Below are 13,088 nucleotides of genomic sequence, written 5' to 3'. Positions count from 1 at the left end.
GGGTTCGGTTCTGTAACACAGTTACACCGGCACGGATGAAGGGTAAAGAGCCCTGCATGCAACAGACTTGGGGGAGCCCATGGCACGCACCGCACTGACCCGGGACGAGGTGCTGGAGACCGCGGCGGCCCTGGTGCGGCAACACGGCCCGGCCGCCCTCACGATGCGCAAGCTCGCCGCCGAGCTCGGCACCGCCGTGACCTCGATCTACTGGCACGTCGGCAACCGCGAGTCGCTGCTCGACGCGCTCGTCGAGCGGACCGTCGCCGACCTCGGCGCGATCCGGCCGCGCGGCGCCACGCCCGCAGAGCGGATCGCCTCGGTCGCCCGCGCGCTCCGCCGCGACCTGCGGGCGCATCCTCACCTGGTGGCGATGGTGCACGAACGCGGCCTGACGGAACGCATGTTCCTGCCCGCGCAGCGCGTCCTGGTCCACGAGGTGCACGCGGCCGGCCTGCGGGGCGCGCGGGCGGCCGGGGTGGTGCGGGCGATCCAGTTCCACGTCGTCGGGCACGTACTGGTCGAACGCAACCGCGAGCGCTCGCCCGCCCAGTCCCCCGCCGAGGAGGACCTGTGGGCCGTCGAGACCGCCGACCGCGACCCGGCGCTGGCCCGCGCGCTGGCCCGCCCGGTGGACACCGAGCGGCTGTTCGCGACGACCGTACGGGCCCTGGTGACGGGGCTCCTGGAGACTGCGGACTGACCTCGGCTCCGGACCCGGGAGGGACGCCGTGGCCGGGGGTGTCCGTGCGGGGCCGTATTCTCAGTGACCATGCTCGACGACCGTACGACCGCAGCAGCGTGGCCGGCCGCCTACCCGCAGGGGTACGCGGTCGTCGACGTGGAGACCACCGGCCTCGCCCGCGACGACCGGATAGTGTCGGCTGCCGTCTACCGGCTGGACGCCCAGGGGAACGTCGAGGACCACTGGTACACCCTCGTCAACCCCGAGCGGGACCCCGGGCCGGTCTGGATCCACGGGCTGACCAGCGACATGCTCGCGGACGCGCCGCTGTTCCCTGAGGTGGCCGCGGAGTTCGCCGAGCGGCTCGACGGGCGGGTGCTCGTCGCGCACAACGCGATCTTCGACTGGGGCATGATCGCGCGCGAGTACGCGCGGGCCGAGCGGACCGCCCCGGTGCGGCAGCGGCTCTGCACGATCGCGCTCGCCAAGGAACTGGCGCTGCCGCTGCCCAACCTGAAGCTGGAGTCGCTGGCCGCCCACTTCGGCGTCGTGCAGCAGCGCGCGCACAACGCGCTGGACGACGCGCGGGTGCTGGCCGAGGCGTTCCGGCCGAGCCTGCACGCGGCCGCGGAGCGGAACGTACGGCTGCCGCTGCTCGAGTGCCGGCCGCTGACCGAGTGGGTGTCCTCGCCCGCGCCCCAGGGGCAGCCGCGGATCGGCCGTCAGTCCTCGTACGGGAACAGCTGGCGGCCCTCGCGGAAGCGGCCGCCGTGCCCGTACCCCAACCCCGGACGCTACGAAGCGGACAAACCTCTCAAGCAGGGCATGCGGGTGGCGTTCTCCGGCGACACCTCCATCGACCGAGAGCTGCTGGAGGACCGCACGGTCGAGGCCGGGCTGCACGTCGCCGGCAGCGTCTCCCGGCTGACCAGCCTGCTGGTCACCAACGACCCGGACTCCGCCACCTCCAAGACCGTCAAGGCGAAGAGCTTCGGCACGCCGATCGTCGACGAGGCCGCCTACACGCACCTGCTGAGGGACGTGGCCCCGGCAGACGAGTGACGCGCCGGGCGTGCCTTCCGCCGTTCGGCCGCGCGGCACCCCACCCTGTGGCGCATGGCACGTTGTGAGGTCTGCGGAAACGATTACGGCATGTCCTTCGAGGTGCACGCGCAGGGCGCGGTGCACGTCTTCGACTGCTTCTCCTGCGCCATTCACCGCATGGCGCCCATCTGCGAGCACTGCCGGGTCCAGATCATCGGCCAGGGCGTCGAGGTCGAGGGCAGCTGGTACTGCGGCGGCCACTGCGCCCGCGCGGAGGGAAAGGTGGGCATCGTCGACAAGGTGTGACCCCCGGTCCGCCCCGCCGGGCGGACCCCCCTGCGAGCACCCCGTGGCCGAGTTGTACGGTCATGGGGTGTACCGCTTCCTGTTGTCCCGGCAGTGGGTGATTCTCACCCTCGTCGCACTCGCCCTCGTCCCGACGATGGTCGAGCTGGGCTTCTGGCAGTTCCACCGGCACTACAACCGGGTCGCCCAGAACACCCTGATCGCCGACAACCTGAACGCGAAGCCCGTCCCCGTCGAGACGCTGACCTCGCCCGGCCACAGCGTGCCGCGCGCCGACTACTGGCGCCGGGTCACCGCCACCGGGACCTTCGACACCGCGCACGAGGTCGTCGTGCGCCGCCGTACCAACGCCGACGACCGGGTCGGCATGCACGTGCTCACCCCGCTGGTCCTCAAGGACGGCCGGGTCCTGCTGGTCAACCGGGGCTGGGTGCCCGCGGCCACCGACCAGAGCGCGTACCCGGACGTGCCGCCCGCGCCCAAGGGCGAGGTGACCGTCACCGGCCGGCTCAAGGCCGACGAGACCACGGGCGCCAGCGGCATCAAGGACCTGAGGGGCCTGCCGGACCGTCAGGTCATGCTCATCGACAGCGCCCAGCAGGCGAAGCTGACCGGCGCCGAGGTGCTCGGCGGCTACCTGGAGCTGACCGACCCCGCGGCCCCGAACGGCTCGCCCGAGCAGATCCCGGCGCCCGACCACGACTCGATCGGCGCGCACATGGCGTACGCCGTGCAGTGGTGGCTGTTCGCGGCGGGCGTGCCGGTCGGCTGGTGGATCCTGGTCCGGCGCGAGAAGCAGGACCAGGAGGCGGCCCGCGCCGCGGGTCCGGCCGAGGGCCCGGAGAGCCCCGAGCCCGCCGCGGCCGCGGTCTCCTGATCTCGTGGTCTCCTGACGGCCCGACCGCCCCGCCCCTCCCACCCCGGTGCCCCGCTCACGCAACTGATTGGCCGTCGCCGCTTCCGGGAACACGCCAAAGCGTGACGCAACGTATCGAGGACTACGCCCTCATCGGGGATCTGCAGACCGCGGCCCTCGTCGGCCGCGACGGGTCGATCGACTGGCTCTGTCTGCCGCGCTTCGATTCCGGCGCCTGCTTCGCCGCGCTGCTCGGCGACGAGGACAACGGACACTGGCGTCTCTCCCCCACCGGCGCGTCCCGCTGCACCCGGCGCGGCTACGCGGACGAGTCACTGGTCCTGGAGACGTTCTGGGAGACCCGGAGCGGCACGGTGAAGGTCGTCGACTTCATGCCGCAGCGCGACGAGGCGCCGGACGTCGTGCGGATCGTCGAGGGGCTCAGCGGAACCGTCGAGATGACCGCCGTGCTCCGGCTACGCTTCGACCACGGGTCGATCGTGCCGTGGATGCGCCGCGCCGACGGCCACCGGGTGGCGATCGCCGGCCCGGACTCGGTCTGGTTGCGCAGCGAGCCCCCGGTCAAGACCTGGGGGCAGGAGTTCAGCACCCGGTCCTCGTTCACGGTCGGCGCGGGCGAGCGCGTCGCGTTCGTGCTCACCTGGCACCCCTCGCACGAGCCGCGCCCGGCCCTGGTCGACCCGTTCGAGGCCCTGGAGCAGTCCCTGGAGGACTGGAAGGCGTGGTCGGCCAGGTGCACGTACGAGGGGCCGTACCGCGAGGCGGTGCTGCGCTCCCTGATCACCCTGAAGGCGCTGACGTACGCGCCGACCGGCGGCATCGTCGCCGCGCCCACCACCTCCCTGCCGGAGGAGATCGGCGGCGTACGGAACTGGGACTACCGCTACTGCTGGCTGCGCGACTCCACGCTCACCCTCGGCGCGCTGCTCTCGGCCGGGTACGTCGAGGAGGCCGCCGCCTGGCGGGACTGGCTGCTGCGCGCGGTGGCCGGCGATCCGGCCGACCTGCAGATCATGTACGGCCCGGCGGGCGAGCGGCGGCTGCCCGAGACGACGCTGCCCTGGCTGCGCGGCCACGCCGGCTCGGCCCCGGTCCGGATCGGCAACGCGGCGGTGGACCAGCTCCAGCTGGACGTGTACGGCGAGGTGGTCGACTCGCTGTTCCAGGCGCGGGAGGCCGGAATCCCGGCCGAGGCGCACGCCTGGAACCTCCAGTTGAGCCTGCTCGGCTTCCTGGAGTCGACGTGGCGGGACCCGGACGAGGGGCTGTGGGAGGTGCGCGGTCCGCGCCGCCACTTCACCCACTCGAAGGTGATGGCCTGGGTCGCCGCCGACCGGGCGGTCCGCACGCTGGAGGACGACCCGTCGCTGAACGGGGACCCGGCGCGGTGGTGGGCGATGCGGGACGAGGTGCACGCGGAGGTGTGCGAGCGGGCGTACGACCCGGAGCGGAACACCTTCACCCAGTCGTACGGCTCGCAGGAGCTGGACGCGGCCACGCTGCTGATCCCCCGGGTCGGCTTCCTGCCACCGGACGACCCGCGGGTGGTCGGCACGGTGGACGCGGTCCGGCGCGAGCTGGGGCACGGCGGATTCGTCCGCCGCTACAGCACCGCGCGGGCGGTCGACGGGCTGCCGGGGCAGGAGGGCGCGTTCCTGGCCTGCACGTTCTGGCTGGCCGACGCGCTGATGCTGATCGGCCGGAAGGACGAGGCCCGGGAGGTGTTCGAGCGGCTGCTCGCGCTCCGCAGCGACGTGGGGCTGCTCGCGGAGGAGTACGACCCGGTGGCGGGGCGCCAGCTGGGGAACTTCCCGCAGGCGTTCAGCCACATCGGCCTGGTGGGCACGGCGCTGGGGCTCGACCGGGGCGCGGTGGTCGGCCGGGAGGGGCAGGCGGCAGGATAGGCCCATGGATCTTGGACTGAAGGACCGCGTGTACGTCGTGACCGGCGCGACCCGGGGGCTCGGCAGGGCCTCCGCGGAGGCCCTGCTCGCGGACGGCGCGAAGGTCGTGGTGACCGGGCGGGACGCGGCGTCGGTCGCGAAGGCGGCGGCCGAACTGGGGCCGGACGCGCTGGGCGTGGCGGCGGACAACGCGGACGCCGGCGCGGCGGAGCGGGTGATCGGGGAGGCGAGGGCCCGGTTCGGGCGCTTCGACGGCATCCTGATCAGCGTCGGCGGACCGGCGCCCGGCTTCGGCGTCGACAACACCGACGAGCAGTGGCAGGCGGCGTTCGACGCGGTGTACCTGGGCGCGGTGCGGATGGCGCGCGCGGCGGCCGGGACGCTGACCGAGGGCGGCGTGATCGGCTTCGTGCTGTCGGGCTCGGTGTACGAGCCGATCCCGGGCCTGACGATCTCGAACGGGCTGCGCCCGGGCCTCGCCGGGTTCGCCAAGTCGCTCGCCCGCGATCTGGGACCGAGCGGCATCCGGGTGGTCGGCCTGCTGCCGGGCCGGGTGGACACCGACCGGGTGCGCGAGCTGGACGCCCTGTCCGGCGACGCGGAGGCGACCCGCGCCTCCCACGAGTCCCACATCCCGCTGCGCCGCTACGGCCGGCCGGAGGAGTTCGGGCGCGCGGCGGCGTTCCTGCTGTCGCCGGCCGCGTCGTTCCTGACCGGTGTGATGCTGCCGGTGGACGGCGGGCTGCGGCACGGGTTCTGACGGACCGCCCGGGCGTCGGGTGACGCGGGGCGGTCCGGGCACGCGGCGGGCCTCAGGTGACGCGGCGGGCGTGGTGCTTGACCGCGCGCAGGCGGGCCTCGGTCGGGATCGACGCGAGGCCCGTCGAGGTACGGGCGTGCTCCAGGGCCTCGTCGGTGAGCGCCGTCAGGGCCCTGCCGGGCGAGGCGTACGCCTCGAGGAGAAGCCGGACCCGGGTGGTCGGGGCGGTGCGCCGGCCGCGCAGCGAGACCTTGGCCCGGGACACGCCCTCCAGGACCGACACGTCCGCCTCCAGAACGTGTTCCAGGGCGGGGCCGCGCACCACCGCCGCGTCTCCGTCGCCGGTGGCGACCAGCACCTCGGCCAGCCGGCCGCGCCGGAACTGGGCGATCAGCCACCACAGTGCCAGCAGCACGAGCACGCCGAGCACCGCGATGACCGTCGGCCACCACCAGCTCTCCGCGCGCCACCGCTGCCGGTCCGCCTCGGACAGCAGCACGTCCGACGGACCGGACCAAGGCCACCAGGACGGCACGCCGAGGTCGAACCCGGCGGCGAGCACGGCCCCGCCGCCGACCAGCAGGACGAGGCCGGCGAGCCCGAGCAGCACCCGGTTGAAGCGCCGCAGCATGGACGTCACCTCACTTCTTCTTCCTCGGTGGGCGGCCGACCCGGAGGATCAGCGCCGGCGGTGCGGAGAGGCTGAGCTCGTCGATTCCGGCGTCGAGCACGGCCGTCAGGTCCGCGCGCACCTGGTCGAGTTCGCGGAAGTGCGACAGGGCCCGCACCTTCACCCTGGAGCGCCCGGTCCGCACCCGTACCGACTGCACGCCGGAGACCTCCATCGCCCGGTCGCGCAGCACCAGCGACGCCGCCTCCCGGTCGAGTCCGGCGCGTACGTCGGTGTGCTCGCGGCGCATCGGCAGCACCGCGCGCAGCCCCGGGGTGAGCGCCAGGACGAGCAGCCAGATGCCGAGGACGACGGCGAGGCCGGCGCCGGCGAGCACCCATGCGTTGTCCAGGGGGCGGGTGGCGAGGTCGTCGGCGAGGCTGCGCCGCCACTGCATGGCGGAGTGGTCGGCCCGGACCGCCGCCACGTCGTAGAGCAGCAGCCCGGCGGCCCCGAGCACGACGAGCGCGACGATCGCCGCGGGGATGCGCCGTACGGACCAGAAGCGGCCGGCGCGTCGGTCGCGTGCGGAGCCGTCCTCGAGCACGGGGATCTCTCCCGGCGCGGGCTGGGGTTGCGGTTGCGGTTTTTCGGTACCGGTGGTGCTCATCGCAGCCTCCCCCGTGCCTCGTGGCCGGCGTGCGGGGAGTGCAGCCGCTCGACCTGGACGGCCACCTCGGGCACCTCCATGCCGGCCAGGGTCGTCACACGTTCGGTGACCCGGCTGCGGACCGCGCCGCACTGGCGGCCGATGTCGGAGGGGTAGTCGAGTTCGAGGGTGACGGAGACGTGCGCGACGTCACGGTGCACCACGACCGTGGCGTGCGGTTTGTGACCGCCCCTGGGTACGCGCACCAGGGCCTCGCGCGCGGCCTGCGCGGCGATCTTCGCCACGACGCGGTCGGCGATCGTGGTCTCCCCCCGTTCGGCGGCGGTGACCGGGTCTCTGGCCACCGATGGTCACCTCCGCCTGTCGCCGCGCTCGCGACCCCGGAAGAGGTCGCCGGGTTCGAGGTCGCCGTCGAGGAACCGGCCGGCCACGAAGCCGACCGCCCCCAGGGCCGCGACCAGCAGGAACGCCCCGAAGCCGCCGAAGTACCCGGCGAAACCGAGGGCCATGCCGGCCAACATGCCGGCCACCGCCATGCTCATGCTGAGCTCCTTCCGCCGGGGACGTGGCTACTGGAGCCGCGTCTCCGACTCTTCTTCCTCTTCCTCCGGCAGCTTCACATCGCTCACGGCGATGTTGACCTCGACGACCTCCAGGCCGGTCATCCGCTCGACGGCGGCGACCACGTTCTCGCGGACGTCGCGGGCGACGTCCGCGATGGAGACGCCGTAGTCGACGACGATCTCCAGGTCGAGGGCGGTCTGCACCTCGCCGACCTCGGCCTTCACGCCGCGCGTCACGCCGGAGGTCTTGCCTCCGCCACCCGGCACGCGTTCGCGTACGGCCCCGAAGGTTCGGGACAGGCCGCTGCCCATGGCGTGGACGCCGTCGACGTCCCGGGCGGCCAGTCCGGCGATCTTCTCGACCACGCCGTCGGCGATCGTGGTCCGGCCGCGGGCCCCGGGATCGCCTCCGCCACGTTTGGTCACCGAGGTGCGACGCGTCGAGGCCTGGGGCTCGGTCGCGGACGTCTCGTCGGTCTGTGGGGTACTGGTCATCACCATTCGTCCCTTCCGTGCGGAAATGGGCTCCGCTGACCACACTAAGTGCGCTTCCCCAATCGCGCGCCAAGGATGCGGCAGGCTGGGCCCTATGACGACGGCTGAGGGACGCGCCCCGACGCTCCGCGGACGCCCGGCCTGGGGCCGGGCGCTGCCGCTCGGCTTCGCGGCGGACGGCACATGGGTTGCGGAGCAGGCGGCGCGGGAGGTGCTGCGGCAGGCGGCCGCGGAGGTACGGGGCGTGGCGCCGGGGGCGCTGCGGGTGGAGCTCGCGGCCGAGGAGGCCGCCGCGCCCTTCCCCGTACCGCCGGGCGGGCTGCCGCCGGGCCGGCTGCGGATCAGGGCGGAGTTCGCGGCGACGGCGGACCGGCCGCTGCCGGGGCTCGCGGAGGCGGTACGGGAGGCGCTGTTCGCCGCGGCCCGGGACCGCCTGGGGCTCCCGGTCGTGGAGGTGGACCTGCGGGTGACGTCCCTGCTGGACGAGGTCCCGGATTCCCCGGCACCGACTGCGCCACCCGAGGGAGACCCGGTGACGGTCACGGCCGTACGCCGGGGCCACGACCACGTCCGGGTGGAGGTCGTCGTGACCTCGACCCGCCGCACGTCGGACGTGGCCCGGGAGGCCCGGGCGGCGGAGGCCCCGAACCACGACGTCCCGGTCACGGTCCTGGTGACGGACATCCGCTAGGGCGCGGCGCGGCCGCCTCCCTCCCCCACGTTGTGGGCATTCGTTCCGCTGGGGCGATGGGGGTCCCCCCTGCTCGAGCGAAGCCGAGAGCTTGGGGGAGGGTGGGCACAACGGGACGACTGCCCACACGGTGGTGGGGTGCGGCGGCGGTCGCGCCGCGCGCGCTCGCGCGCTAGTCGCCGAGGCCTGCGAGGTCTCGCAGGCGGCGGGCCTGGGCGGCGCGTTCGGCTACGCGCTGGTCCTCGTAGGAGCGGCCGGAGACGCCCTGGAGCAGGGCCTTGGTCTCGATGACCGCGTCGCGCGGCGCGGCGAGCAGCGCGGCGCTCAAGTCCCGTACCGTCGCGTCGAGTTCACCGGCGGGCACGGCGATGTTGGCGAGGCCGATGCGCTCCGCCTCGTCGGCGTGGACGAAGCGGCCCGTCGCGCAGATCTCCAGCGCGCGGGCGTAGCCGACCAGCGAGACGAGGGGGTGCGTGCCGGTGAGGTCCGGGACCAGGCCCAGGCTCGTCTCACGCATGGCGAACTGCACGTCCTCGGCGACGACCCGCAGGTCGCAGGCGAGGGCGAGCTGGAAGCCGGCGCCGATCGCATGGCCCTGGACGGCCGCGATCGACACGAGGTCGCTGCGGCGCCACCAGGTGAACGCCTCCTGGTACTCGGCGATGACGGCGTCCAGCTCCGCGTCTCCGCCGCGCGCCAGGTCGAGGAAGGACGGCTCGCCGTCGAAGCCCTCGGGCGTGAACGCCTGCCGGTCGAGGCCCGCGGAGAAGGACTTGCCCTCGCCGCGCAGCACGACGACCCGCACGCTGCCCGGCAGCGACCGACCCGCTTCCGTCAACGCCCGCCACAGAGCGGGAGACTGGGCGTTGCGCTTGGTGGGATTGGTCAGGGTCACCGTGGCAACGGCGTCCTCGACGGTGAGTCGTACGCCGTCCTTGTCGATGACGTGGACGGAGTCGACAGAGTCGGACGAAGTCATGAGGCCCCTCCGGTTCGGGTGCAGCACAGCTCGGCGTTACGGTGCCCAAGCTAAGCTACTGCACAGTAACCACCCGGTCGACCCCTCGGTCGACCGGGTGGCAACCGTCGGAACCGGTGGTCCGGACGAGCCGCGCCCCGGCGTCAGGCCGAGGCTGCCTTCTTGCCTCGTGTCGCTCCGCCACGTCCGCGCAACGTCACTCCGGACTCACTGAGCATCCGGTGGACGAATCCGTAGGAGCGGCCGGTCTCTTCGGCCAGCGCCCGGATGCTCGCACCGGAGTCGTACTTCTTCTTCAGGTCTGCCGCGAGCTTGTCGCGCGCGGCGCCGGTCACCCGGCTGCCCTTCTTCAGAGTCTCGGCCACCCGTGCCTCCTCATGGGAAGTGCGCTCTGGACTTCTCATGATCACCCCTCCCGGACGTCCTGGCCACCCATTCGACAAGGTCCGTGACACGACCTTCGCGTCCAGGGAAGGGGTCGCCACGACCGGAATTCTGGATTCCGGTCGTGTCCATGGCGCCTCCAGGCCGCGCTCACGACGGAAGTGCCAGGTCAGGGCCGTGCCGCCCGAAGAGACGGGGCGCGCCGCCCGACGGAAGGATTCCGCACGGCGTCGCGCCCCGGTACCAGACGTTCTCACTCAGATGACGGATCACCGATGAGCCGAATGATCCCTACGGAGATGATCAGGCGAGCGCCACGAGGTCCGCGTAGTCCGCGCCCCACAGGTCCTCGACGCCGTCCGGGAGCAGGATGATCCGCTCCGGGTCGAGCGCCTCGACGGCGCCCTCGTCGTGGGTGACGAGCACGACCGCGCCCTTGTAGGTGCGCAGCGCGCCGAGGATCTCCTCGCGGCTGGCCGGGTCGAGGTTGTTCGTCGGTTCGTCGAGGAGCAGCACGTTCGCCGAGGAGACGACGAGGGTCGCGAGCGCGAGCCGGGTCTTCTCGCCGCCGGAGAGCACGCCGGCCGGCTTGTCTACGTCGTCGCCGGAGAACAGGAACGAGCCGAGGACCTTGCGCACCTCGACGAGGTCGAGGTCGGGGGCCGCCGAGCGCATGTTCTCCAGGACGCTGCGGTCCGGGTCGAGGGTCTCGTGCTCCTGGGCGTAGTAGCCGAGCTTGAGGCCGTGGCCCGGGGTGACCTGGCCGGTGTCCGGCTGCTCGACGCCGCCGAGCAGGCGGAGCAGAGTGGTCTTGCCGGCACCGTTGAGGCCGAGGATGACGACGCGCGAGCCCTTGTCGATCGCAAGGTCCACGTCGGTGAAGATCTCGAGGGAGCCGTACGACTTCGACAGGCCCTCCGCCGTCAGCGGGGTCTTGCCGCAGGGCGCGGGCTCCGGGAAGCGCAGCTTGGCGACCTTGTCGGAGACGCGGACCGCCTCCAGGCCGGACAGCAGGCGCTCGGCGCGCTTGGCCATGTTCTGCGCGGCGACGGTCTTGGTGGCCTTGGCGCGCATCTTGTCGGCCTGCGAGTTGAGCGCGGCGGCCTTCTTCTCGGCGTTCTGGCGCTCGCGCTTGCGTCGCTTCTCGTCCGCCTCGCGCTGCTGCTGGTAGAGCTTCCAGCCCATGTTGTAGACGTCGATGACGGAGCGGTTGGCGTCCAGGTAGAAGACCTTGTTGACGACCGTCTCGACCAGGTCGACGTCGTGGGAGATCACGATGAAGCCGCCGCGGTAGGTCTTCAGGTAGTCGCGCAGCCAGACGATCGAGTCGGCGTCGAGGTGGTTGGTGGGCTCGTCGAGGAGCAGGGTGTCGGCGTCCGAGAAGAGGATCCGGGCCAGCTCGATCCGGCGGCGCTGACCGCCGGAGAGGGTGTGCAGCGGCTGGCCGAGCACCCGGTCGGGCAGACCCAGCGCGGCGGCGATGGTGGCGGCCTCGGCCTCGGCGGCGTACCCGCCCTTGGTGAGGAACTCGGTCTCCTGGCGCTCGTACTGTCGCAGCGCCTTCTCGCGGGTGGCGCCCGCGCCGGTGGCGATGCGCTCCTCGTTCTGCCGCATCTTGCGGATCAGCACGTCGAGGCCGCGCGCGGAGAGGACCCGGTCACGGGCCAGGACGTCGAGGTCGCCGGTGCGCGGGTCCTGCGGGAGGTAGCCGACCTCGCCCGAGCGGGCGATGGTGCCGGCGGCGGGCTGGCCCTCGCCTGCGAGGCACTTGGTGAGGGTGGTCTTGCCGGCGCCGTTGCGGCCGACCAGACCGATGCGGTCGCCCTTGGCGATACGGAAGGAAGCGGACTCGATGAGGACGCGGGCGCCGGCGCGCAGCTCGATGCCGGAAGCGGTGATCACGGACAGACTCCAGGGCGGTATGGACGGCGGAAGGACGGGCGCTGCGGGCTTCGACGCCGTCTAATGCGCGGGGAGAATGGCCATGAGGCCAGTCTAACGGGCGCATGCAACTGATTTTCCGTGCCCGGGGGTCGCCCTCCTCACATCCGACAAAAGGGGCGAACCATGTGCGAGTGATCGATACTCGGCGCAGGGCGGCGGCCCCTGCCGCGGCAGTGACGCGGAGGGTGTGGGCCCATGCAGTTCGACGACGACGCCGACCTGGACACCTCGGAGGTGCGGGACGCCCGGGGCGGCCGGATCCCGGGCGGGAAGGCCACGGTCGGCGGCGGCGTCATCGGCCTCATCGCCCTGATCCTCGGCGTCCTCTTCGGCGTGGGCCCCGAGCAGCTGGGACTGTCGTCCGGGGGCGAGGACCCGGTGGCGACGGCGTCCTCGGCGGCCCAGGTGGACCGGCAGTGCCGGACCGGCGCGGACGCGAACACCCGCGAGGACTGCCGGATCGTCGCGGTCGTCAACAGCGTCCAGGACTACTGGGGCGCCGAGTACGCGCGGCGGGGCGGGCGGTACGGGCCGGCGCGCACGGTCATGTTCACGGACCGGGTGGGGACGGCGTGCGGCGCGGCGAGTTCGGCGGTCGGGCCGTTCTACTGCCCGGGCGACCGGCAGGTCTATCTCGACCTGGGGTTCTTCGAGGAGCTGCGGACCAGGTTCGGCGCCGGTGGCGGCCCGTTCGCGCAGGCGTACGTGGTGGCGCACGAGTACGGGCACCACGTGCAGAACCTGATGGGGACGCTGAGCCGCTCGCAGGACGGGCGGACCGGCGCGAACTCCAACGCGGTACGGGTGGAGCTGCAGGCGGACTGCTACGCGGGCGTGTGGGCGCGGCACGCGACGACCACGCCGACCGAGCGGACCGGGCGGCCTCTGCTGACGCGGCTGACCGACGCCGATATCCGGGACGGCCTGGACGCGGCGGCCGCGGTGGGCGACGACCGGATCCAGGAGCGGTTCCAGGGGCGGGTGACGCCGGAGAGCTGGACGCACGGGTCGGCGGCGCAGCGGCAGCAGTGGTTCTACACCGGCTACACGACCGGAGACATGGCGCGCTGCAACACCTTCCGCTGAGCCGCCGTCGATTCCGGCGCGGATTGGGCGCGTTGTCGGTGGCGGCTGCCAGACTGAGAGCCAGATCACATTCCGGCGAGTCGATCGAGC

At 73.0% G+C, this 13,088-nt stretch carries 16 protein-coding genes; 8 read left to right on the top strand and 8 right to left on the bottom strand.

What is annotated here, in order from left to right; all coding sequences use genetic code 11:
* Window positions 1–79: 79 nt before the first annotated feature.
* The 6 genes from R2D22_RS28725 (at window position 80) to R2D22_RS28700 (ending at window position 5,576) form a co-directional block, all read left to right on the top strand.
* Complete coding sequence (locus tag R2D22_RS28725; RefSeq protein WP_318107592.1) at window positions 80–703, top strand: TetR/AcrR family transcriptional regulator; 624 nt, start codon at window positions 80–82, stop codon at window positions 701–703.
* Window positions 704–766: 63 nt separating this feature from the next.
* On the top strand, window positions 767–1,747 hold the full coding sequence (locus R2D22_RS28720; protein ID WP_318107591.1) for a DEDDh family exonuclease: 981 nt from the start codon (window positions 767–769) through the stop codon (window positions 1,745–1,747).
* Between the two features lie 54 nt (window positions 1,748–1,801).
* Window positions 1,802–2,035 (top strand): hypothetical protein, encoded by a 234-nt coding sequence (locus R2D22_RS28715; RefSeq protein WP_318107590.1) that lies wholly within the window; start codon window positions 1,802–1,804, stop codon window positions 2,033–2,035.
* A 67-nt stretch (window positions 2,036–2,102) separates the two neighbouring features.
* Window positions 2,103–2,912, top strand: coding sequence for an SURF1 family cytochrome oxidase biogenesis protein (locus tag R2D22_RS28710; RefSeq protein WP_318107589.1), 810 nt, complete (start codon window positions 2,103–2,105; stop codon window positions 2,910–2,912).
* A 101-nt stretch (window positions 2,913–3,013) separates the two neighbouring features.
* Window positions 3,014–4,816: a glycoside hydrolase family 15 protein gene (locus tag R2D22_RS28705; protein WP_318107588.1), complete on the top strand. Its 1,803-nt coding sequence runs from the start codon at window positions 3,014–3,016 to the stop codon at window positions 4,814–4,816.
* Between the two features lie 4 nt (window positions 4,817–4,820).
* The gene (locus tag R2D22_RS28700; RefSeq protein WP_318107587.1) at window positions 4,821–5,576 is read left to right on the top strand and encodes an SDR family oxidoreductase; all 756 of its coding nucleotides are present in this window, start codon (window positions 4,821–4,823) and stop codon (window positions 5,574–5,576) included.
* A 52-nt stretch (window positions 5,577–5,628) separates the two neighbouring features.
* Here R2D22_RS28700 and amaP read toward each other — a convergent pair whose 3' ends face one another.
* From amaP to R2D22_RS28675, 5 genes are read right to left on the bottom strand one after another with little or no spacing between them, the layout of a single operon-like run.
* Window positions 5,629–6,207, bottom strand: a complete 579-nt coding sequence (gene amaP, locus R2D22_RS28695; RefSeq protein ID WP_318110040.1) for an alkaline shock response membrane anchor protein AmaP — start codon at window positions 6,205–6,207, stop codon at window positions 5,629–5,631.
* Between the two features lie 10 nt (window positions 6,208–6,217).
* Entirely contained in the window at window positions 6,218–6,856 is a 639-nt protein-coding gene (locus R2D22_RS28690; RefSeq protein WP_318107586.1) for a DUF6286 domain-containing protein, read from the bottom strand.
* Window positions 6,853–7,200: an Asp23/Gls24 family envelope stress response protein gene (locus R2D22_RS28685; RefSeq protein ID WP_318107585.1), complete on the bottom strand. Its 348-nt coding sequence runs from the start codon at window positions 7,198–7,200 to the stop codon at window positions 6,853–6,855. Before R2D22_RS28685 ends, R2D22_RS28690 begins: the two co-directional genes overlap by 4 nt.
* Before the next feature lie 6 nt (window positions 7,201–7,206).
* A complete protein-coding gene (locus tag R2D22_RS28680) occupies window positions 7,207–7,398 on the bottom strand; it encodes a hypothetical protein (RefSeq protein ID WP_318107584.1) in 192 nt (63 codons plus the stop codon).
* A 27-nt stretch (window positions 7,399–7,425) separates the two neighbouring features.
* The gene (locus R2D22_RS28675) at window positions 7,426–7,914 is read right to left on the bottom strand and encodes an Asp23/Gls24 family envelope stress response protein (protein ID WP_318107583.1); all 489 of its coding nucleotides are present in this window, start codon (window positions 7,912–7,914) and stop codon (window positions 7,426–7,428) included.
* Window positions 7,915–8,008: 94 nt separating this feature from the next.
* On the opposite strand from R2D22_RS28675, the gene R2D22_RS28670 reads away from it, so the two are divergent.
* The gene (locus tag R2D22_RS28670; protein WP_318107582.1) at window positions 8,009–8,605 is read left to right on the top strand and encodes a hypothetical protein; all 597 of its coding nucleotides are present in this window, start codon (window positions 8,009–8,011) and stop codon (window positions 8,603–8,605) included.
* A 172-nt stretch (window positions 8,606–8,777) separates the two neighbouring features.
* Here R2D22_RS28670 and R2D22_RS28665 read toward each other — a convergent pair whose 3' ends face one another.
* The 3 genes from R2D22_RS28665 to R2D22_RS28655 all read right to left on the bottom strand — a co-directional run bounded on the left by R2D22_RS28665 (window position 8,778) and on the right by R2D22_RS28655 (window position 11,870).
* Complete coding sequence (locus tag R2D22_RS28665) at window positions 8,778–9,584, bottom strand: enoyl-CoA hydratase/isomerase family protein (protein ID WP_318107581.1); 807 nt, start codon at window positions 9,582–9,584, stop codon at window positions 8,778–8,780.
* Window positions 9,585–9,727: 143 nt separating this feature from the next.
* A complete protein-coding gene (locus tag R2D22_RS28660) occupies window positions 9,728–9,949 on the bottom strand; it encodes a helix-turn-helix domain-containing protein (RefSeq protein WP_006123601.1) in 222 nt (73 codons plus the stop codon).
* Between the two features lie 322 nt (window positions 9,950–10,271).
* Complete coding sequence (locus R2D22_RS28655) at window positions 10,272–11,870, bottom strand: ABC-F family ATP-binding cassette domain-containing protein (protein WP_318107580.1); 1,599 nt, start codon at window positions 11,868–11,870, stop codon at window positions 10,272–10,274.
* Between the two features lie 237 nt (window positions 11,871–12,107).
* Here R2D22_RS28655 and ypfJ point away from each other — a divergent pair, with 237 nt between their 5' ends.
* Window positions 12,108–12,998, top strand: a complete 891-nt coding sequence (gene ypfJ / locus R2D22_RS28650) for a KPN_02809 family neutral zinc metallopeptidase (RefSeq protein ID WP_318107579.1) — start codon at window positions 12,108–12,110, stop codon at window positions 12,996–12,998.
* Window positions 12,999–13,088: the final 90 nt, after the last annotated feature.

The organism is Streptomyces sp. HUAS YS2, from assembly GCF_033343995.1.
GTDB lineage: Bacteria > Actinomycetota > Actinomycetes > Streptomycetales > Streptomycetaceae > Streptomyces > Streptomyces solicathayae.
Note: the sequence above shows the minus strand (reverse complement) of the source record. Positions and strands in the feature narration are given on the sequence as shown.

Coding starts and splice junctions, on each gene's coding strand:
- ypfJ (WP_318107579.1), top strand. CDS start 12,108: ATGCAGTTCGACGACGACGCCGACCTGGACACCTCGGAGGTGCGGGAC.
- R2D22_RS28700 (WP_318107587.1), top strand. CDS start 4,821: ATGGATCTTGGACTGAAGGACCGCGTGTACGTCGTGACCGGCGCGACC.
- R2D22_RS28665 (WP_318107581.1), bottom strand. CDS start 9,584: ATGACTTCGTCCGACTCTGTCGACTCCGTCCACGTCATCGACAAGGAC.
- amaP (WP_318110040.1), bottom strand. CDS start 6,207: ATGCTGCGGCGCTTCAACCGGGTGCTGCTCGGGCTCGCCGGCCTCGTC.
- R2D22_RS28670 (WP_318107582.1), top strand. CDS start 8,009: ATGACGACGGCTGAGGGACGCGCCCCGACGCTCCGCGGACGCCCGGCC.
- R2D22_RS28715 (WP_318107590.1), top strand. CDS start 1,802: ATGGCACGTTGTGAGGTCTGCGGAAACGATTACGGCATGTCCTTCGAG.
- R2D22_RS28690 (WP_318107586.1), bottom strand. CDS start 6,856: ATGAGCACCACCGGTACCGAAAAACCGCAACCGCAACCCCAGCCCGCG.
- R2D22_RS28675 (WP_318107583.1), bottom strand. CDS start 7,914: ATGACCAGTACCCCACAGACCGACGAGACGTCCGCGACCGAGCCCCAG.
- R2D22_RS28725 (WP_318107592.1), top strand. CDS start 80: ATGGCACGCACCGCACTGACCCGGGACGAGGTGCTGGAGACCGCGGCG.
- R2D22_RS28680 (WP_318107584.1), bottom strand. CDS start 7,398: ATGAGCATGGCGGTGGCCGGCATGTTGGCCGGCATGGCCCTCGGTTTC.